A 20,280-nucleotide genomic window follows, 5' to 3' on the forward strand; every position below is an offset into this window, starting at 1 on the left:
ACCGAAGGTATCAAATTGATAAATCCATGTTCTTAGTATTGAAGGTTGAATATCATATTTTCTACCCAATGAATCATAGCCAATATTTCCATCTTTATATTCTTTAATAATTCTTAATTTAAAATCAAGTTCATGCTTTTTATTCAAAATAAACACCCCTAAAGTTGAATTTTAAGGTTCAACTTTAGGGGTGCACTTCAAAATCGCTCACGGTCTTCTATTTTGTATACGAAACAACAGCTACATAATAATCTTTACCAACTTTTTCATACGTCAGACTCAAATTGTCATAGTCAACTGTCTTCTCTTTTACAAGTTTTCCTTGTTCGTTTTCATATGTATCAACACCATATGTGTCATCAGGTTTACCAAACAATGCTTTTATACGCTTTTCTGAGAGCTTCTTTTGTTCATAAGCAAATGAAATATTATATAATTTATATTTGCCATCACACTTTTCTGAATCATAAGAAAGCATCATCCAATCATTCACGCCGTATGTTTGATCCAATGTCATCCCTTCTTCATCAATAAAGAATGATTCTGTATTAGATGCACCAACTTTTTTGTAAACATCCGTTGATAACATTCCTGGTTTAATTCCTTTATAACTATACTTACCATTTTTCATTGCCTTTAATTCTGTAATAGTCGGTAATTTTTCTGCTACATTTTTCAATTGATTCTTTCTAAAGTTACCTTTATAGAATACGCGTGAATGATTATCATATTTCGGATGATACATCGCAACACTTTCAGCTAAATAACCTTTTGAAATCTCTGTATATTTCGCATGTAAATAGTTGAAGCTTTCTTCTAATGCATAGTCCTCATCGTGGAACTTACCTGTTGGTTCACCTAAAGTTGCAATGATATCACGACGTAACATACGTGCTTTATCGTTTAAATACATTTCGATAGAGATTAGTTTTAAACTATCACGTGTAATATAACGTTTCGGTGAATAGAATCCAAATTCATAGTCACCATATCCTACATACATCATCGTTCCTTCTTTATCTTTCTCAATTTCCAGCGTTTCAGGTTGCCCTAGTTTTGATTTCACATATTTGTATGACTGATTTAATTTGACACCGCGTGCCTGATACGTACCGTTTTGTAATGCTTTTAAATCCTGCGCACTATCTACAGGTTTCGAATCATAATATTTGCCTGGTATTTCACATTGATTCACTGCTGCTTTTGCACCAGTACTCGGTAATAATGCTGAAATGATAAGTGTTGCTGCTAATAATTTCTTCATTGTTTTCTCCTCAAGTAAATTAGTTTGTTAATATAAATTTTACTATATTGAAGAAATAATAAAAGTATTATTTTATTTAGTTTGTATTTAAAAATAATATAATTATGGTGTATGCTTTAACATGATTTTTATCCTTCAAATACAATCGTATTCATCTGTGCAGGTGCGACAATGACCGGCCAGTAGAAAGGTCCACCGCGCCATCCTTCATTCTCATTTCCGTTTTGTCTGAGCAGCATTACAGTTGGATGTGTCGTACCAAGCTGATAACTTTGTTTAAGTTCATCCTGTCCGTTATCTGGTCGATCTGCAAACCTTACGCCATCTTGACGGTAGCGTGATATATTACGGTTTTCACGTGTAACAATCCAGACATATCCTGTATTGTTTCCTGGTAGTCTTGATAAATAATTGAGTATAGCGCTATAAGTTTCAACGTTCCACTCATACCCTTCTTCCATGATGAGACATTCTGTTATTTCTTTAAGTATCGGAATTACTTTCTGAACAGGTACGAGTATATGACGTGCGTCTTTGTTATTTTGATCGATGGCAAACTTACGTAAATCTTGTATCATTGTATCCAGCTTCTTTGTACGACGTATCATCTCGCTACGGCTTTTCGTCTGAAATCCAACCGGTAAGAAACGTTTCATTCCTTTAATCGTAATCACTTTCGACAACAGAATTTTATTAGGGTTACATGGTACAATGTCTTTCTTTGTATCATGCATCATAAAGATAACTTCTCCCGCATTACGTCCAGTTTCAAATGCCTTCCTTAAATCTTCATCAAACGCATGCATACGTTCCATCACGTCATAGATTCTGTGTGTTGTATAAAATCTCGTCACAGACAAATCTTCTTTTGGTCGTGCCCCGTACATACGCGAATGCTGGAGAACAGCATCTTGCTGAAACTTCTTCGGATCTCGTCCGTAATAGAAACCAATTAAATTGCCGATTGTGATGCCGCGATCAAGAATTTGACCACCGATAAAGAAGTTAAGTGGTGCTCGAAGTTTCAGTTCTCCTCGTTTATCCAGCAGTTGATTCACATCTTGTTCTGAATTAACGATGGTAATCAACAGTTCCTCATCAATAAATGCTGATTTGACTGCTTCGTAAACGTCTCTTGCCTCTGGAAAATAATTTAATTCTGTAGATAATTTAAACCCTTCATATGCTTCCATAATAAGTGTTTTAAATGCAGCTTCGTTTTCTTTTATCAGTTGTGTGAGCTTCTGTTCTATCTTCACCACAACCTTATATTGCCACATATGCGCACGTTTTGTCGTAATGGTATGCATAATAAAAGCATACTTTTTAGGTCGTTCCTGTTGAGCTATTTGTTGAAGATTACGAATCTTACCACCGACCACAAAGTTAATCAGTGCATTGCGTAATCCATTTAATTGTTTAGTAGTAAGTACATATGCATCTTTTACACGTCGGTTATCTTCTTTTCGTAACAGCTCCAGTTCAGTTTCACTTACTGATTGATAGACGTGACTTGCAGGACCTTCAAACTTAGACTGTTCGAAATAGAACTTCCCACCAACATAAGACGGATAGATTGGCACAAGCACTGTGAATGCCGGACGTTTCGGTTGATAACCACGTGCTGATAACACTTCACTATCCGGTTGTAAATATAGTGAATACGGCGTTGCAGTTACTTGTAAGTAAGCTGCTGTAGGAATTTTCTTTTTGATTTGATCGAGTTGGGATGCAATGACCTTGAGTTCTGTTAAGTTCTTATCTTTATCTTTGTCATAAACGACCGAAGCATAATCCGCTTCATCATCAATAATCATCATTTGACGCTTTGCAAGCATCGGATACATTTCAAATAATACTTTCGTCAAACGTTCTACATTCTTTTTCTCTTTCTTAACGACAATGACAAATTTCTTGTTCAGTTCAAACTTACGTAAATCATCAGGCAGACTCATGATGTCATAGGCTGAAATATAATCCTGATCAATCAGTACTTCATATTCTTTGTGTAGCCTTTCATACGTTTGTCGAGCAAGTGCATTAGAGTTCTTAGTTAAGATAATCACTACTTCAAAGCCATTGTCAAAGCCAAGTGCCATCGAACCCATAAAGCTACGTGTCTTTCCAGACTGAATGCGACCTAAAAGCATACCTGGCTTATTTTCTGTTGTAGATATTTCTATTAAATTATTTACAGTTTCATGCATTACTGCTAATTCATCTTCTGAATAATTGTTCTTATGTTGAAGTGTTTTGATAAACACACCTTGATTTAAATCCATAATCTTCTCCTAAACTTAACAATAAAAAGAAACCAGCTCAGAAGCCAGTTTCACTATTTTTATGACGGAAACGGCTGTATTTTCTGAATACTACCGTTTACTCAAGCTCGTTTACTTTTTTCGTTACGGAAGCGGCTGTAAATTCTAAATACAGCCGTTTCCGCAGCACTTCCCATTCATCCAAACTCCACTATGGCTGCACTGGTAATCCCGTATTCGGATCTACTGTCGGTGCGGCTGTTGGCGTTTCTGTCGTAGATTGTGCTCCTGTACGTTCTACTTGTAATGCACTTTCAAATGCAGCGGCTGGTGATGAAGTATTTGTGCCTTGCGGAATCACACCATTGGCTACACCACTTTGATATGCTGCCATTTTCTCATCATATGTATAATCGTTACTGTATATAATCTGGCTTAATGTATTTCTATTCGTTATATTATTAACATCCTCTTTTACAACTTCTTCTGTCGTCACTGCTTCTGTAGTATTCACCTCTTCAGTCGTAGCTGCAGTTTCAGTTGTTTCTGTTTCAGTCGTATTTGAATCATTTTTATTTGATTTATGCTTTTCACGACTCGCTTTAATTTTCTTTCTAGCGATATCTGCAGCACTTTCTTTTTGCTCAGTCTTCACTTTTTCTTTCGGTGCAGTATCTTCTTTACCACATGCTACAAGTATAATTGCTGCCGATAATAAAATACTCATCTTTTTTACGTTCATGTGTTCATCTCCGTTCTAAATTTCACCCAAATTCTATGATACTACAAATTCACAATATACGGTAAATTTTCTATGCTATACTAGTGGTAAAATTATATGGAGGGGACATTATGAATTTCAATCAAAGTATATCGCTATCTAAAAAATCTCCGAGCAATATTCCATGGTACGCGACGCTACTTATTGCATTTGCGATCTTCTTTATCGTTCAAATCATTGCTGGATTAATATTAGTGCCCATTATTCTCGCATTCAATCCAACGGCAACACTTACTGAATTACAAGAAGAACCGCTCAGTACGCTCATCAGTTTATTAATCTTCCCTTTCTTACTCGTTGCATGTCTGATCATCAATAAATTTGCATATCGTCATCCTGTACAGGCATTAGGTTTCTTTAAAGAAAAAGTATTTTCTAAATATGGATTCGGATTGCTTCTAGGGATGGCAATCATCATTATCGTCTACTTCATCAATCTATTATTCGGTGCAATGCAGAGCACGGTTAACGCTAGTATTCCTTGGTTTACTTTAACATGGGTGATTGGACTATTTATGATACAAGGTTTAACAGAAGAAGTGATTGCCAGAGGTTTCTTGATGAACAAAATCAGCTATCAAATCGGTGTGCCTGCTGGTATCATCATCAATTCAGCATTCTTCTCATTTCTGCACTTCTTAAATCCGAATACGAGTATACTTAGCTTTGTTAACTTATTCCTTGCTGGTATCGTATTCTCACTGTTATTCTACTGGTCTGATAATATTTGGCTGACAGGCGCTGCGCATAGCTTCTGGAACATTACACTTGGTGTATTTTTAGGCAATGAAGTAAGTGGTACTACTTTACCTGCAACTATCTTAAATACAGAATCAAATATGGATCAGGCTATTATTAATGGTGGTCATTTCGGGTTAGAAGGTGGGCTTGTTGTCACTGTCATCTCAATTCTCGTGATTGCTTTATTACTAAAATTAAGCCTTAAAAAATACGGTACACAAAAAAGAGCCTAGCCGGCTCTTTTTGTTTTAACAGTTATTTCAATAATCTCCCTATATTCCTACATGCATTCCTAATTAATCTTTCTGCATTAGCCATCGCTTCATCTAGTGACATCGGTCCCTCAGTAATCGAATGGATACTTAAGAAGTAATCATAAAGTGTTTCGTAATTTGTACCTAAACCACCTGACACAAGTATTGTTCTTACGCCCGCTTCATTCCCTCTATTTGCAACACATACCGGTAGCTTTCCGTACTGTGTCTGAAAGTCACTTTTCCCTTCACCAGTAAAGATATAATCGAATGTCTTTAAATCTGGATCGTTCAATACAATATTTGCAATTTATTCAGTGCTACCATCATACGAAGTTCTTGCATAAAGTTAGTTCAAAATAGTACGTCTATTCATTATCTATGCGATGTGTTGGTGTAAGATACTAATATATAATCAGAATTCTTCGTCATCTTTTTTAAACACCAAAATTTTAAAATTTAGTTTATAATATATATATATCAAATACTAAGGAGATAAATTTATGAAAAAATTGATAATTATTTTTATAGGTATGTTATTTTTTTTAACAATACTAACACCAAATACTGAAGCTGCCACACAAAATTTAAAATATAAAAATCTTAAACTTCCGTACCTATATAATTATACAAATGCAAAAGCTTTAAAAAATGGTACTTATAAATTTTACGGTATCGGAATTGGAAACACGAAAAAATTTATGGTTTCTTCATGGGGGAATCCTAACTATTCTTCTACCTCAAGGGACGCTATGGAATTAGCAGGATACTATTATTATGGTGTAAATGAGAATTTAACAGTAGCTGCCTATAGTAAAAATAGATACACATCAACCAATAATCTCAAAATTCAAAGTATTACTATCTCAGACCGATATAAACGATATGAACTATCAAAAGTAAAAAAATATTTTGGTACTCCTTCTAATACATTTACTAGTGATGGTTATAAATATTATCATTACGGGGATATCCTTATGATTTGTTTCGTAAAGTCTAATGGAAAATGGTATGTTGAAGATATTGATATGACTAAATATTCTTAAAAAGTAACTTTATGGTTTGTTTACTTATTCAAAATAAAGCCAAAAATCGTGCCCTAAAGTAAATACTTTAGGGCTCTTTATTATAACTGTTTCTAATTGAATGAAAAATAAGTACCTATGATATGATAATAGTATATTATATAAAGATTTAAAAGGAGTACATGATGAAGTTCGGTAATATTTTAATTGGATTTTTTGCATTATTATTTTTTATGGCACAAATTTTTAATTTATATGATGGGATTACACATAATGATCCGAATAGAGTCGTCAATGCGCTCTATTTAATATCAATTGGTTTATTTATGCTATTTAATTTATACAATGCAATGCTTACGCAGTCTGGTAAAGTTGTGACGACTGCTATGATTAAACAACAGCTTATAGCAGCAGTTCTGCTATTTATATTCGGGTTAATTGTGTTAATCGGTATATTTGTTTATGATTTAGGCATATTAACGAAGATCGTTGAATTCATGCTTATTTTATCTGTATTTTTTGAAATACGTACACGTATTAATCAGTTAAATGGAAAAAACAAGCAGTAGCTCATATGCTACCGCTTGTTTTTTATTCCGGCACGATATCCTGAATCAACATTTGCCAGTCTTTTTTGCGTGTCTCTTTTAACAGACCTTTCATGTTGAGAATATCTTTCTTACGATACGTATCATAACGCAATACTTCGTTTGGGTGTAATGAAGGTTGCTTATAATTTGTAAACACGAATAACTTGTCGTATTGAGCAAGTTCCGGGATATGAGCAAGCCACCTTGTTCTATCCGTACTTCTCGCGATTAAGCTCATTCCTTTAGCCATCGCTTCTCTTACCGTTTCTACAGCTGCAACCTGACTAGGCAATAGTTCGTTATAGAATGTTACATCATCTCTTGAGTATGATGAATATGGATAATATTGCAGTGTGAACAATTGATTAGGATGGAAGTAACCAATTTCTTGTTCTATGTATTGGTACATATAATGATAATGCCAGTTTAATGAATTCTCTTTATTTAACTTACCATCTGTAAATTCATACGGTGAATAATTGGGTAAGTCGAGATGCAGATTATCAAACTTAACACGTTTTTCATATTCTGATGGGTGATATTTCGGATCAAACGAAGGATTGACAAGCATAATCAATAACTTTGCCTGTTCTAAATTGCCTGTATATGGCTCTGGTACCCATATATGTATATGTTCTTCGTCTTTCACCATTTTATTTTTATGGTCTAATTTGTACATTCCATTGACCTGCAATAAATGTCTTTCGAATTTCAGTCGTTCCTGCAGCTTTCTCCTTTTTAAATGTGTGATTTCACCGAAGAAATGTGGATAATGTTCTTTGAAAAATTCAAGGTCAAATGGATGAAAAGCTGCATAATTCGATACATGTTCTGGTGTATTTTCCGGAAACGTTGTATAGTGTTTCCAGAAGCGTTGCACGCTACTCACTTAACTTATAACCGCGTCTATGATAACGCATTAATGAAATTTTTGGTGTTTCTCTGGAGTCTTCAATTTTTCTTATCGCAGTACCGTTTTTATCTTGAATATAATGGACATAACAGTTAATCATGCCGCTTTGATTTTTACTTTTTTGTTGCAACCATTCCTGAATTTCCTGCTGACTTAATAATAAATATTCGATACCTGATGGATTATCTGTAATGTATTCTGAACGTTCATCAACTTTAACCATTAAGGCGTAATAATCATGGTCACTGAAGATCTGCTCATCACCTTTATGCCATGCAGCAACGCGTTTCTTAATGATCAACTCTTCATCTCTGAGAAACTCATAATCTCTTGAAGTACTCACATAGATCGTAAAGTAGCGTTCGTCTAACAGACACGTTAACACGTTATATTTTAAACTGATAAATTCAATATCTGGATTGGCTTTGCGTAATTCCTGCTTTAAAAACTCTACCATATCCAAACGTTTAAAGCTTCTTGGTTTAGTAAGTTCTGCTTTCTTATGACGACGATCATCCACTCGACCAGACATTAGCGGAATTTGAGAGGTCATTATCTTTTGATATACTTCTAGAATAGATTGTTTGTCCTGCCCCGTAATGTATTCAACAGAATCTAACGCATAATTGGTGTAGATCAGCGTCCTTAAAATGAGCTGGTCAGCTTCATTAATTTTTAATTCTGGATGTTTCTTATTCATATCATCTAATGCTAAATACATATCAATCGTATTCAATAAAATAACCTCCTTTTGTATATCTATATAATTTAATTATATCAAATTATACACAATATTTTATTGAAGCATTGACATTAAATTCTAATTTTTAAAATAATAAAACTAACATCAAAATAACTAAATAAAAATAAAACTAACATAGAATAATATTTTTTTGAAATTAGTTATGACTAACAACATTTTTAAGTGATAGCACAAACTAATCAACTTTAATAATGTAAATAACCACCAATAATTGCATATTATTGGTGGTTACGAATGTTTACAATATTTAATTTTTAAAATGCAAATTTTCTTAGTATTTCTTTAATGTCTTCAGGATGTAATTGTGCAACATAAGCAATACTTCCATTCACATCAAATGATAATAATGTATTACCCTGAATGTAATTAATCGTACCTGCTTGTGGATAATAAAGATCGCCTTCTCCCCAATATTTATTCATATCACTCACTGTAAAGTATTGCGGAATACCTGCAAAACTAATTGAACGCAGACGATACTGCTCCGGTTTATCACCACGTTTACCTGTAAAGTAAAGAATCGTATTATCACCACGTTCTGTCATATAGTGATATTCAAAATCATAACGTTGATAAAGTGACGTCACCTTAAAAGAAGGTTTCACCCATTTTTGCTTCACATAGCCGTACGTGTTACCGATTTTAATACCGTTTAATTTATAATTCCCTTTTTTCATCGCCTGAATAACCGTCTTATTCTTTAAGTTAGGAACAGAGGGTTTCTTTAATGCCGCATTCGCATCGATTGTTAATGTGAAAAGGAGTAGCATTGCCAGACAACATGTTAATAGTTTTTTCATATTCATCATCCTCTCATCAGTTCCATTATATAACAAATCAATATAAATAAGTGAATAATAATAAAGAATTTTAAAGAATTAAATTTTAATAAAATACTTTCGTTAATTATGATTAATTTGAACAAATTAACGTTATTATCTATTATTACAAACTTATAATTAATCAGTAATTATTCATTTTTTGGTATATTGTTCAAAAACATGTAATCCATTAAACTATGATTAATAAGCTAAAGGAGGATACATATGAAGTGTACAGCATGTGGGTTTCCAATTGAACCGGGAGATCGCTTTTGTGGTGAATGTGGACATCCAGTAGAACAACCAAACGAAAAAGTCGTTTATACCCCACCAGTTCAAGAGGAGAAAAATGATGAAGTAATACCTCAATCAGAACCAGTGATTAATAAACGTGAGCCTATTATCAATCAGCAAGATGTAATAACAGAAGAACCTCAACTGACAAAGGTTGATGAACCGAAAGAAAAATCATTTACTGAAACTGAAAAAGTTGAAAACAGCGGAGCGACACATATGAAGTCTGAACCTGTGAGAAAAGAGTATCCAAAGATTGAAATAGATACTGAAAAACTAGCGAATCAATCACAACAAGTAGCAAAGGAAAGCTATGGCTTTGTCAGCAGTGCATTGAAGGAACATGATAACATCTTAAGTGGAGAAAGAAAGTTCTCTATGGGCTTACTCCTTGGATTAATCGGAGCGGGTATATTAATAATCTTTATTGGCACACTTATAAATTTACCGGATATTATTGAAATGAGCGGACAAAGCAAATTCACAATCGCATTTAAGTTTGCTTTTGGTGTGCTAATACTCCTCGCTATTTCTATTGGTGTCACATTTGGCGCAATCGTATTAAACGTCGCATCTAAAGTTGATTTCCATAAATTTTTATCAGATTATGTCTTACTCAATACCGTTTCTATTGCACTTATCGTTATTGGATTTATATTAACATGGATTGACTTACGTATCGCGCCATCATTTTTATTTATTTTAGGCATTACATCTATATTTATCTCATCTGTTTATCTTATTGCAAGATATGCAGCACATAGACCATCGAGAATCGCAAGTTTTTATGGTGTTATCCTTTATTGTGTCGTCGTATTGATTGCCTACTATTTCGTATTTGATTTTGCGATTAGAGATATACAAAATGCAGTAATGAGTACGCTACAAAATTTCAATTTACCATTTAATTTATAAGGAGGAACAATATGAACTGTCCTAACTGTCAAAATACCGTAAGTGCAGATGATTTGTTTTGCGGCAAGTGTGGTTATCGTTTAGATGGCCTGTCAAATGTAAAACAAACATTTGCTACGATTCAGGATACTAAAATTGTGGGCGAAGGAAGAAACTTCTTCAAAAATGTATTTGTCTCACATGATAAAGAAATCTTGAGTGATCATAAATACAGTTACTTATTATCATTATCTTTAATTGCAATACCACTAATATTATTATCAATTATCGTGATGTTTATCGGTAATGATGTGCCTGCTTTTCCAATTATCAAAAAAATCTTCGTATTAGCATTTATGATTATCGGAGGGACTACAGGCCTTATCTACGGTTTGCTGCATCTTTTTACAGCATCAAAAATAAGCTATCAAAAGATATTATCGGATTATATCTTATTAAATACTTTCTCAATAATCAGTCTTATACTTGGTGCATTATTTTTTAGAATGGGTGCTGAACCAATCGGTATGTTCTTTATGCTACTATTCTTCTTAGTATTTTTAGTATCACCGCTCTATATATTAACCAAATATATATCACAACAAAAAACGAGTATCGCAAGTTACTATCTCATTCTGACATTTATCGTTTGTCAGACGCTACTTACGATGATGGTTGCCGAATCAGTCGCTATATTTATTGCACAACTTGCTGCAAGTGCAGTTCAAAATCAATTGAATTACTAAAGGTATACCCCCTCCCATGCATGAATGCATAGGAGGGGTATATTTTTGTTAAAACGTCTAATTCAAAATAAGATAAATAAGATAAATATCCTTAATAATTAAATACACTCATTTTAATGATTTTTAATACAAAAAAGTGCCCAAACAATAATGTTTAGACACTATACATATTCATATTATTCTACTGTAACTGATTTTGCTAAGTTACGTGGTTTATCCACGTCTGCACCTCTGTGTAAAGCTGCATAGTAAGAAATTAATTGTAATGTAATAACTGATACTAATGGTGTTAACATATCATGAACCGCTGAAATGACATATGCATCTCCATCTTGTTCTAATCCTGACATAGAAATGATACATGGGTTTGCTCCACGAGCTACTACTTCTTTCACATTACCACGAATAGAAAGGTTTACTTTTTCTTGAGTAGCTAAAGCAATTACTGGCGTACCTTCTTCGATTAATGCGATCGTTCCGTGTTTTAATTCTCCGCCGGCAAATCCTTCAGCCTGGATGTAAGAAATTTCTTTTAATTTTAAAGCGCCTTCAAGACCTACATAGAAATCCATTGTACGGCCGATAAAGAATGCGTTACGTGTTGTAGATAAGAATTGACGTGCTAAATCTTCCATTTTATTTGCATCATCAACAATCGATACGATTGCAGAAGTAACTTTAGCAAGTTCAGGCAATAAGTCAACACCTGTGTCAATTCCAGAATCCTTAGCTACAACTTGAGCTAAAATAGCAAGTACCGCAATCTGAGCTGTGTAAGCTTTTGTTGATGCTACAGCAATTTCTGGTCCAGCATGTAAGATTAATGTATGATCAGCTTCACGTGATAAAGTTGATCCAGGCACGTTAGTTACTGTTAACGCCGGGTAACCTAATTTTTTCACTTCAACTAATACTGCACGACTATCTGCTGTTTCACCTGATTGTGAAATGAAGATAAATAATGGTTTCTTAGAAAGTAATGGCATATTGTAAACGAACTCAGAGGCAACATGCACTTCTGTAGGAACACCTGACCATTTTTCTAAATATTCTTTACCAACTAAACCTGCATGATAAGAAGTACCACAAGCTACAATATAGATACGATCTGCTTTACGTACTGCTTTTACAATGTCTTTATCGATGACTAAGTTACCTTTATCATCTTGATATTTTTGAATAATTTTACGCATTACAGCTGGTTGTTCATGAATTTCTTTTAACATATAATGAGCGAATGTGCCTTTTTCGATATCACTTGCATCAATTTCAGCTTTGTAAGGTTTACGTTTAATTTCTTTACCGTCTAAATCTTTAATTGTTACTTTTTCTTTTTCAACAAGAACGATTTCGCCGTCAGTTAATTCAACGTAAGTATCTGTTACTTGTAACATTGCCATCGCATCAGATGCGATAACGTTAAATCCATCACCTAAACCTACTAATAATGGAGATTTGTTTTTTGCAACATAAATAACATCCGGGTTTTCGCTATCTAATAATCCTAATGCATATGATCCGTGTAATAATTTGATTACTTCAGTGAAAGCTTTCTCAGTATCTAAACCTTGTTTTGAGAAGTGTTCTACTAATTGAACGATAATTTCAGTATCTGTATCAGATTTAAAAGTTACTCCTGATAAGAATTCTTCTTTTAATTGTTCATAATTTTCAATAACACCGTTATGTACTAAAGTGAAACGACCACTTTCAGATTGATGTGGATGAGAGTTTTCACGATTTGGTACACCATGAGTTGCCCAACGTGTATGACCAATCCCAGTCGTTGATTCAAACGTTGAATCTACTGCTTTACGTAATTCAGCAATACGACCTTTTTCTTTATACACACGTACATCTTCACCATTACGTACAGCAATACCTGCTGAATCGTAACCACGGTATTCTAATTTTTCTAAACCTTTTAATAAAATTTCTTTTGCATCTTGTGTTCCAATATAACCTACGATACCACACATAATAAGTTCCTCCTGAGCGCATTGGCGCATTTAAAATAAGTTAATTTAAATAGATTGTTTATTTGTGCTATGTTGATGTCTTTTGTTCACTCAGTTGCCCAAGTGGTTTGTTACATCAACTATCGAATAGCTACTATCCGTGATGGCATCCGCCGAATTTTCGATAACCATCTTCCTCGTCAACAGTTTCCTGTTCTGGCGCTGTATATTCAGTTTTTAACAATCCTCGCTTTCAGTTAAACTTCTGTAATTGTACTATATTTCATATAAATTAGACAAGTATTAGAAGCTTATATCTTTCGGAAATAGAACTATTAATACAACTTGTCTTATATATCAAAACAATACAAGCTTCAGATTTTATATTATTATACTATAAATATGAGTTAAATTATTTTTTTATTGTCATTATTTGCAAGATTATTTCGAAATTATTGTAGTTAACAACCATAAAAAAAGACCAAATCAGAAGATTTGGCCCTTATATAATTTTATTCTATCCCCATATGTTCACGTACAACATCAGAAATACTGTTTACAAAACGTTCAGCATCTTCATCAGTTTTTGCTTCAACCATTACACGTACTAATGGTTCAGTGCCAGATGGACGTACTAATACGCGTCCTTCACCGTTCATTTCCGCTTCTACTTTTGCAATTGATTCAGCAACTGCTGAGTTCTCTTCAACAGCATGTTTATCTGAAACGCGGATATTTACTAAACGTTGTGGATATTTCTTCATTTGTCCTGCTAACTCACTTAATGTCTTACCAGATTTCTTAATGATGCTCGCTAAATGAACACCTGTTAATAATCCGTCACCAGTTGTATTGTAATCCATCATTACAATATGTCCAGACTGTTCTCCACCTAGGTTGTACTTACCGTTTCTCATTTCTTCAACAACGTAACGGTCTCCTACTTTCGTTTTATTTGATTTAATATCAAATGCATCTAATGCTTTATAGAATCCTAAGTTACTCATTACAGTTGATACAACCATGTTGTCCTTTAAAGTACCTTCATTATGCATACTTTGCGCTAAAATAAACATAATTTGGTCGCCATCAACGATTTGACCTTTTTCATCTACTGCAATAATACGGTCTCCATCACCATCAAAAGCTAAACCAAAGTCACTACCAGAGTCCACCACTAATTCAGCCAATCCTTCTGGATGCGTTGAACCTACACCATCATTGATGTTATTACCATCTGGATTACAGCCGATTGTTACTGTATCAGCTTCTAAATCACCGAATAAATAAGGCGCTAATGAATATGTTGAACCATGTGCACCATCTAATGCGATCTTTAATCCTTCTAAATCACCGTCAATCGTTGATTTAATAAAGCTTAAATACTTTTGTCCACCTTCAAAGTAATCTGAAGTATGACCTAAATCAACGCCTGTTGGACGTGGTAAAGTGTCTTCTTTCGCATCTAATAAAGCTTCGATTTCCATTTCTTGTGCATCACTTAATTTATAACCATCTGATCCGAAGAATTTAATACCATTATCTTGTACTGGATTATGACTTGCAGAAATCATAACGCCTGCTTGTGCATTTAATTCTCTCGTTAAATAAGCAACACCTGGTGTAGAAATAACACCTAAACGCATTACTTCGGCACCTGTAGATAATAATCCTGCTACAAGTGCTGACTCTAACATAATACCAGAAACACGTGTGTCACGACCTACAACTACTGTTGGTTTAGCCGTTCCGCCGTGTGCTAATACATAACCACCGTATCGCCCTAATTCAAAAGCTAATTCTGGTGTTAACTCACTATTAGCTACACCTCTTACACCGTCTGTCCCAAAATATTTACCCATTTTTTAAACTCCTTTTATTCATATCGTTATTTTTTAGATACATCTATCATAATTTCTACTTGCTTTGGATTGGCACTTGATACGTCTTTCGGTAAAGGAATATTTTCCTTAACGACTGTATCTTTTGTTACTTTCGATAAATCCACTTCAATCGCTAAACTACCGATACCATCTAGCACCGAACGCTTTCCAAATAGTTCTACTTCAGATTCAGATAGTTCCAGACTGTTTAGTTTTAGGTTTGAAGGTAATTGTCCTGATTTCTTTGCACTAATCGCTACCGTCTTTGAAGTCGGTGCAATCTTGATGTTAACTTTTACTTTAGCAGGTTTTACGGATACATCAAGTTTATTAAGATTAGAATCAAATACATTAACTTCTGCTTCTTCACTTGTTGTCTTAGATAATTTCGTATTATCCTGCAATGTTGCTTTCACATATGCAATCTTATTAATTTCGTCTTCTCCACCTGTAATGGTTACTTGTGACGGATCAACTTCTTTACCTGTCAGTTCATAGCCGGTAGCTATACGTGAATTGCTTACTTCCGCTTCTACTTGTCTTGTATCTTTAATTTTTTCTGATAAAGTGATATTCGCAAATTTCGGAATCACTTCATAATTTAATTTATCAGAAATACCTTTTACTTTGAACTTCTTTTTATATTCTCCAACTTTAGAGCTGGACAAGTCAAGCGTTACCGTGAAGTCTAACATACTCTCAGTCTTCTTTACGATAGACTGCGGACCGCTGACACGTACATTTACGGTCTTTGGTGCACCTGTTAAATACAAGTTTTTGTCATCATACACAATCTTAACCGGGACATCTTCAATGACCGTCTGATCATTCTGGTTGAATTGATTATCACCAAAAAGTGCGAAGACATCGTTAACTGATAAAAATAAAAACAAAGCGAGTACAAATGCAACAAATCTCAGTCCCCATTTATTCTCAAGCATTATTCTTCAACACCTTTCTTCGTGACATGTGTACTAAACCAATGTTCCGTAAGCAAGGCTTCAAACACTTCTAATGATACATCTTTACGTAATCTGCCGTTATACGTCACTGAAATATCGCCGGTTTCTTCAGAAACAACTACAGTAAAAGCATCTGACACTTCAGAAATACCCACTGCGGCACGGTGACGTGTTCCTAAACTCTTTTGAATCTTAGCACTATCTGATAAAGGAAGATAACTTGCTGCAACAGCAATCTTATCACCTTGTACAATCATCGCACCATCATGTAATGGCGTATTAGGAATAAATATATTAATTAATAATTCAGATGATATATCTGCATTGATGGGTATACCAGTTTCTATGTAATCCTGTAATCCTGTTTCTTTTTCAAAGACGATTAACGCACCAATACGACGTTTCGCCATATACTGTACTGATTTTACCATGGCATCTGTAAGCTTTGCCTGGTTAACCTTTAAATTTGCTGCATTACGTTTAAATAAACTACCTCGTCCGAGCTGTTCTAAAGCTCTTCTTAATTCTGGTTGAAAGATAACAATGATGGCTAAGAAACCCCATTCCATAACCATATCAAACATTTTCGTCGTTGTTGTTAAATCCAGCTGATTACTCAGTGTTCTACCAATCAGAATAAAGAAGATACCTTTTAATAATTGGATGGCTTTCGTGCCTTTAATTGCATTGATTAACAAATAAATAACATACCATACAATCAGCAAGTCTAAGATGCCCGTAATGATCTTAATAGTACTTAAATTATCAAGTACACTAAAGAGCTGCATTGTATCTCCTCCATATTCATGCTAAAAATAATTATACCATGTATGGCAGGGAATCTTCGTATAGATTGATGCATTTTTTATAATATTCATTGGATTGTTCTAAATCTCCAAGTTTCACATAAATTTCTGCAATCTTTTTCGAAATTCTACCAAAATAGTACACATGCTCATTACCATTTAACGCAATTTTGTAGTAAGTTAATGCACCTTGATAGTTCTCCAGTTGATATTCGAGGTCACCCATCAACTCTTCACCATATCCAGTATCATCATTTTTAATATTTTCAGCAATAATTGCTCTCGCTTCTTCGTACATACCTTTACGTATCATTACCTCTGCTAAGTGCAGACGAATATTAACTGCATAAGGATGATCAAATCGATAGTTATCAATCATTTTATTACATTTTAAAATGATTTCATATGCTTCATCTGAACGATTCAGCTCCATTAAGAGCATCGCGAGATTACTCAAACTACCTATTAGATCAAATGAGACTGGGCGCAGTTCAGCATAACTAATTGCTCGACGATAATGATATTCAGCCTGTTCAAAATCTTTCGTTGCATGATAAGAACGGCCTAATGTGTTCTCGATATTTAATGCCATATGATACGTATTAAGCTTCATATTTAAATCAATTGCTTCTTCACACAGTTTAATTGCAACGTAAAATTCACTGACACGTGAATAATATTGTCCTAAATAGTAAAGAATAGAGACACGTGTAATATTTACAACATTCTCAACGATTGTAATATTATTTGCTTTAGTTAATTGATTAATGGCTTCCATGACATTGCCAACTTCATATTCAATTCGACCTAATAATTCTAATGAACGTAAATAAATAGTTACATCTCGCATCTTTTTAACGATCGCTATCGCCTTCTCTACATACTTACGGGCATTATCATAGTCTTTTTGGTGAAAATAATAACTGGCTGTTACCCAGCTGATAGCTCCACGCTCAGCTTCTGTTATACTCTCAAGCGTTTCGTAATTCTTATTGATAAAGGCACCAAGTTTTTTGAAATCATTCATCAATACATGATTCTCAGCCCATTTAATCTCTTTTTTAATCTCTAATAAACTTAAATTACGATCTTCAGATGTATTTGTAAAATCCTCCAATGTACAATTTAAACGCACACTCAATTTCTTTAGGACATTGGTAGAAGGATGTACCGAATTTTTTTCTATTAAACTTAAATATGTTCTTGAAATAATACCATCAGCTAATTCCTGTTGTGTTAAATTTGCCTGATTACGTAATTCTTTTATTCTTTGACCAACCACGAGATTCACCTCTTTTTCATATATTATCATCATAAACGAAATAAAGTTAACATTCCATAACTAACTTACTATTTACATTGATAATATTCGATAATGTTAAGAAAATAGAACTGAATAATAGACGTTACTTTCAATATCCCACAATAAAAAAATATGAAATACAACATTATTTACATCTATTATAAATATGTTAAGAAAATACAAATAATATTAATAATATGAACTTATGATTTTTATTTTTTTAACATAAATTAAATATCAAAGATTATTCAAAGCGTATCTAAAAGATAGAAAAAAGATAGTGAAAACATAATGCTAATAATAAAATTAAACGATTAGTGTAATTCGTTGACATTATTGAAGTTAACAAGGATAATATAATTATCTAAATAAAATAAGTAATAAGACTAAGGAGAAGCGTAATGTTAGATATTTTAGTAATCGAAAACCTTGCTCAGTTAAAGTGCGTAAGTGACCCATTTCGTATTAAATTATTAGAATTACTTGCAGTTGAAGCGAAAACTGGCCAACAGCTTGCGGATGAATTAGAAATTCCACGCGCAAAAATTCATTACCACTTAGCAGAACTTGAAAAACAAGGCATTATAGAATTAGTGAAAACAGAACAAAAGCATAGTATTATTCAAAAATTTTATGCACCTGTTGCAAAACAGCTTGTTCCTAAACTAGATTTACTGAAATATGCAGAGGAAGATAGCAAGAAAGATAATCTATCATTTAAGCTTCAAATCAACGAAAAAGAATTTCCTGAATTTAAAAAAGACCTTAAGAAGTATGTTAAGAAAGCTTCATCTAAAAATGGTGATTCAAATTACCAAATAAAAATATTCCCTGACCAAAATTAATTGGCAGGGAATATTTTTATTTATTTTTTTATTTTTTTATTTATAACAATTTTTCTCCAAAGAAAGATCCTACTAAACCAACAGCTTGCTCAGCTGTTTTATTATAAATGTCGATCAATGGATTTACTTCTACGATTTCAAATGAAGTTATTTTATTACTATCATTTAATAATTCTAAAGCAAAGTGACTTTCACGATATGTGATACCACCTGGCACTGTCGTTCCTGTTCCTGGTGTTTCTACAGGATCTAAAGCATCGACATCTAATGATAAATGGATGCCATCACATTTATCTAAATAAGCTAATGTTTCCTCAATCACTGTACCAATACCTAAACGATCGATATCAGCCATCGTATATGTTTTAATACCTACTTCTTTTATGTATGCTTTCTCGCCTTCATCAAGGTCACGCATACCGATTAACACGATATTCTCTATTTTCACTTTATTCTTATATCCACCAATATTAACTAAATCTTCATGACCATCTCCGATTAAAGCTCTTAGTGGCATGCCATGAATGTTCCCAGACGGTGAAGTTTCATCGATATTTAAATCACCATGCGCATCATACCAGATTACACCTAAATTTTCATAATGCTTAGCGATACCGCTGATAGTACCCATTGCAATTGAATGGTCTCCACCAATGACAACAGGATAATTACCTTTTTGTACTACTCCATCAACTTTTTCACAAAGTGATTCACAGAATGTTGTAACCTCTTCTAAATTACGAAGACCACCTTGTTCTGATTTATATTTCTTCATATCAATCGCTGGTGATTCCACGTTTCCCTGGTCAATAACTGTATGACCAATACTTTCTAACCTTTCAATTAATCCCGCATAGCGCATAGCATCTGGTCCCATATTCACCCCTAATTTACGTTGACCAAAAGCACTTGGCGCTCCAATAATCTCGATTGTCTTATTCATTATGTTTTCCCCTTATTCCATAAATTTTTAAATAATCTGACTACTTTAATTATATACAACTCTGAACGAATATACAATATTTTTATGCATAAATGAATAAAATGGATATTTATGTATAATAACGGTAAGCTATACATTGATACGATTGAATTTATGTCAAAAAAGAGCACAAAAAAAGCACCCTATACAGGATGCTAAATGATGAGCCATAGAGGATTCGAACCTCTGACCCT

The 20,280-nt window shown here is 33.7% G+C and carries 20 protein-coding genes; 6 read left to right on the top strand and 14 right to left on the bottom strand.

Translation table 11 applies throughout. From position 1 onward, the window contains the following. From JJJ02_RS13040 to JJJ02_RS13055, 4 genes are all read right to left on the bottom strand, one after another. Window positions 1-156: transposase (locus tag JJJ02_RS13040; protein WP_240837207.1), on the bottom strand; the 156-nt coding region annotated here is incomplete at its 3' end. A gap of 61 nt (window positions 157-217) precedes the next feature. Next, window positions 218-1,264: a hypothetical protein gene (locus JJJ02_RS13045; protein ID WP_240839330.1), complete on the bottom strand. Its 1,047-nt coding sequence runs from the start codon at window positions 1,262-1,264 to the stop codon at window positions 218-220. A gap of 128 nt (window positions 1,265-1,392) precedes the next feature. Continuing rightward, on the bottom strand, window positions 1,393-3,546 hold the full coding sequence (locus tag JJJ02_RS13050; RefSeq protein ID WP_240839332.1) for a Z1 domain-containing protein: 2,154 nt from the start codon (window positions 3,544-3,546) through the stop codon (window positions 1,393-1,395). A gap of 190 nt (window positions 3,547-3,736) precedes the next feature. Beyond that, window positions 3,737-4,267: a hypothetical protein gene (locus tag JJJ02_RS13055; protein ID WP_240839334.1), complete on the bottom strand. Its 531-nt coding sequence runs from the start codon at window positions 4,265-4,267 to the stop codon at window positions 3,737-3,739. 110 nt (window positions 4,268-4,377) lie between these two features. Here JJJ02_RS13055 and JJJ02_RS13060 point away from each other — a divergent pair, with 110 nt between their 5' ends. Then, window positions 4,378-5,280, top strand: a complete 903-nt coding sequence (locus JJJ02_RS13060; RefSeq protein ID WP_240839336.1) for a CPBP family intramembrane glutamic endopeptidase — start codon at window positions 4,378-4,380, stop codon at window positions 5,278-5,280. Window positions 5,281-5,302: 22 nt separating this feature from the next. Here the strand turns inward: JJJ02_RS13060 and JJJ02_RS13065 are convergent, their stop codons facing one another. Beyond that, window positions 5,303-5,596: a glycerate kinase gene (locus JJJ02_RS13065; protein WP_240839338.1), complete on the bottom strand. Its 294-nt coding sequence runs from the start codon at window positions 5,594-5,596 to the stop codon at window positions 5,303-5,305. Between the two features lie 208 nt (window positions 5,597-5,804). Here JJJ02_RS13065 and JJJ02_RS13070 point away from each other — a divergent pair, with 208 nt between their 5' ends. Both JJJ02_RS13070 and JJJ02_RS13075 read left to right on the top strand, forming a co-directional pair. Next, a complete protein-coding gene (locus tag JJJ02_RS13070) occupies window positions 5,805-6,347 on the top strand; it encodes a hypothetical protein (protein WP_240839340.1) in 543 nt (180 codons plus the stop codon). Window positions 6,348-6,511: 164 nt separating this feature from the next. After that, window positions 6,512-6,895: a hypothetical protein gene (locus tag JJJ02_RS13075; RefSeq protein WP_240839342.1), complete on the top strand. Its 384-nt coding sequence runs from the start codon at window positions 6,512-6,514 to the stop codon at window positions 6,893-6,895. 22 nt (window positions 6,896-6,917) lie between these two features. On the opposite strand, the gene JJJ02_RS13080 is transcribed toward JJJ02_RS13075, so the two are convergent. The 3 genes from JJJ02_RS13080 to JJJ02_RS13090 all read right to left on the bottom strand — a co-directional run bounded on the left by JJJ02_RS13080 (window position 6,918) and on the right by JJJ02_RS13090 (window position 9,392). Continuing rightward, on the bottom strand, window positions 6,918-7,796 hold the full coding sequence (locus JJJ02_RS13080; RefSeq protein WP_240839344.1) for a hypothetical protein: 879 nt from the start codon (window positions 7,794-7,796) through the stop codon (window positions 6,918-6,920). Window position 7,797: 1 nt separating this feature from the next. Further along, complete coding sequence (locus JJJ02_RS13085; RefSeq protein WP_240839352.1) at window positions 7,798-8,565, bottom strand: hypothetical protein; 768 nt, start codon at window positions 8,563-8,565, stop codon at window positions 7,798-7,800. A 281-nt stretch (window positions 8,566-8,846) separates the two neighbouring features. Then, a complete protein-coding gene (locus JJJ02_RS13090) occupies window positions 8,847-9,392 on the bottom strand; it encodes a hypothetical protein (RefSeq protein ID WP_240839354.1) in 546 nt (181 codons plus the stop codon). Between the two features lie 246 nt (window positions 9,393-9,638). Between JJJ02_RS13090 and JJJ02_RS13095 the strand changes: the two genes are divergently transcribed. Continuing rightward, window positions 9,639-10,622 carry a zinc ribbon domain-containing protein gene (locus JJJ02_RS13095; protein ID WP_240839356.1) on the top strand — a complete coding sequence of 328 codons (984 nt, stop codon included), beginning with the start codon at window positions 9,639-9,641 and terminating at the stop codon, window positions 10,620-10,622. An 11-nt stretch (window positions 10,623-10,633) separates the two neighbouring features. Next, window positions 10,634-11,347, top strand: coding sequence for a zinc ribbon domain-containing protein (locus JJJ02_RS13100; protein WP_239243423.1), 714 nt, complete (start codon window positions 10,634-10,636; stop codon window positions 11,345-11,347). Between the two features lie 176 nt (window positions 11,348-11,523). On the opposite strand, the gene glmS is transcribed toward JJJ02_RS13100, so the two are convergent. From glmS to JJJ02_RS13125, 5 genes are all read right to left on the bottom strand, one after another. Then, window positions 11,524-13,326: a glutamine--fructose-6-phosphate transaminase (isomerizing) gene (glmS, locus tag JJJ02_RS13105; protein WP_240839358.1), complete on the bottom strand. Its 1,803-nt coding sequence runs from the start codon at window positions 13,324-13,326 to the stop codon at window positions 11,524-11,526. Between the two features lie 491 nt (window positions 13,327-13,817). After that, entirely contained in the window at window positions 13,818-15,167 is a 1,350-nt protein-coding gene (gene glmM, locus JJJ02_RS13110) for a phosphoglucosamine mutase (protein ID WP_240839361.1), read from the bottom strand. Between the two features lie 26 nt (window positions 15,168-15,193). Then, the gene (locus tag JJJ02_RS13115) at window positions 15,194-16,129 is read right to left on the bottom strand and encodes a CdaR family protein (RefSeq protein WP_111714052.1); all 936 of its coding nucleotides are present in this window, start codon (window positions 16,127-16,129) and stop codon (window positions 15,194-15,196) included. Next, window positions 16,129-16,938: a diadenylate cyclase CdaA gene (cdaA, locus tag JJJ02_RS13120; RefSeq protein ID WP_111714051.1), complete on the bottom strand. Its 810-nt coding sequence runs from the start codon at window positions 16,936-16,938 to the stop codon at window positions 16,129-16,131. Before cdaA ends, JJJ02_RS13115 begins: the two co-directional genes overlap by 1 nt. Window positions 16,939-16,969: 31 nt before the next feature. Then, window positions 16,970-18,238, bottom strand: coding sequence for a tetratricopeptide repeat protein (locus JJJ02_RS13125; protein ID WP_240839363.1), 1,269 nt, complete (start codon window positions 18,236-18,238; stop codon window positions 16,970-16,972). Between the two features lie 422 nt (window positions 18,239-18,660). Between JJJ02_RS13125 and JJJ02_RS13130 the strand changes: the two genes are divergently transcribed. Next, window positions 18,661-19,104, top strand: a complete 444-nt coding sequence (locus JJJ02_RS13130) for an ArsR/SmtB family transcription factor (protein WP_099577239.1) — start codon at window positions 18,661-18,663, stop codon at window positions 19,102-19,104. Between the two features lie 40 nt (window positions 19,105-19,144). Here JJJ02_RS13130 and rocF read toward each other — a convergent pair whose 3' ends face one another. Further along, on the bottom strand, window positions 19,145-20,047 hold the full coding sequence (gene rocF, locus JJJ02_RS13135) for an arginase (protein ID WP_240839365.1): 903 nt from the start codon (window positions 20,045-20,047) through the stop codon (window positions 19,145-19,147). Between the last annotated feature and the right edge of the window lie 233 nt (window positions 20,048-20,280).

Origin of the sequence: Macrococcus sp. PK, assembly GCF_022501545.1 — a bacterium.
Lineage (GTDB): Bacteria > Bacillota > Bacilli > Staphylococcales > Staphylococcaceae > Macrococcoides > Macrococcoides epidermidis.

Coding starts and splice junctions, on each gene's coding strand:
- JJJ02_RS13045 (WP_240839330.1), bottom strand. CDS start 1,264: ATGAAGAAATTATTAGCAGCAACACTTATCATTTCAGCATTATTACCG.
- JJJ02_RS13050 (WP_240839332.1), bottom strand. CDS start 3,546: ATGGATTTAAATCAAGGTGTGTTTATCAAAACACTTCAACATAAGAAC.
- JJJ02_RS13055 (WP_240839334.1), bottom strand. CDS start 4,267: ATGAACGTAAAAAAGATGAGTATTTTATTATCGGCAGCAATTATACTT.
- JJJ02_RS13060 (WP_240839336.1), top strand. CDS start 4,378: ATGAATTTCAATCAAAGTATATCGCTATCTAAAAAATCTCCGAGCAAT.
- JJJ02_RS13070 (WP_240839340.1), top strand. CDS start 5,805: ATGAAAAAATTGATAATTATTTTTATAGGTATGTTATTTTTTTTAACA.
- JJJ02_RS13075 (WP_240839342.1), top strand. CDS start 6,512: ATGAAGTTCGGTAATATTTTAATTGGATTTTTTGCATTATTATTTTTT.
- JJJ02_RS13090 (WP_240839354.1), bottom strand. CDS start 9,392: ATGAAAAAACTATTAACATGTTGTCTGGCAATGCTACTCCTTTTCACA.
- JJJ02_RS13095 (WP_240839356.1), top strand. CDS start 9,639: ATGAAGTGTACAGCATGTGGGTTTCCAATTGAACCGGGAGATCGCTTT.
- JJJ02_RS13100 (WP_239243423.1), top strand. CDS start 10,634: ATGAACTGTCCTAACTGTCAAAATACCGTAAGTGCAGATGATTTGTTT.
- glmS (WP_240839358.1), bottom strand. CDS start 13,326: ATGTGTGGTATCGTAGGTTATATTGGAACACAAGATGCAAAAGAAATT.
- glmM (WP_240839361.1), bottom strand. CDS start 15,167: ATGGGTAAATATTTTGGGACAGACGGTGTAAGAGGTGTAGCTAATAGT.
- JJJ02_RS13115 (WP_111714052.1), bottom strand. CDS start 16,129: ATGCTTGAGAATAAATGGGGACTGAGATTTGTTGCATTTGTACTCGCT.
- cdaA (WP_111714051.1), bottom strand. CDS start 16,938: ATGCAGCTCTTTAGTGTACTTGATAATTTAAGTACTATTAAGATCATT.
- JJJ02_RS13130 (WP_099577239.1), top strand. CDS start 18,661: ATGTTAGATATTTTAGTAATCGAAAACCTTGCTCAGTTAAAGTGCGTA.
- rocF (WP_240839365.1), bottom strand. CDS start 20,047: ATGAATAAGACAATCGAGATTATTGGAGCGCCAAGTGCTTTTGGTCAA.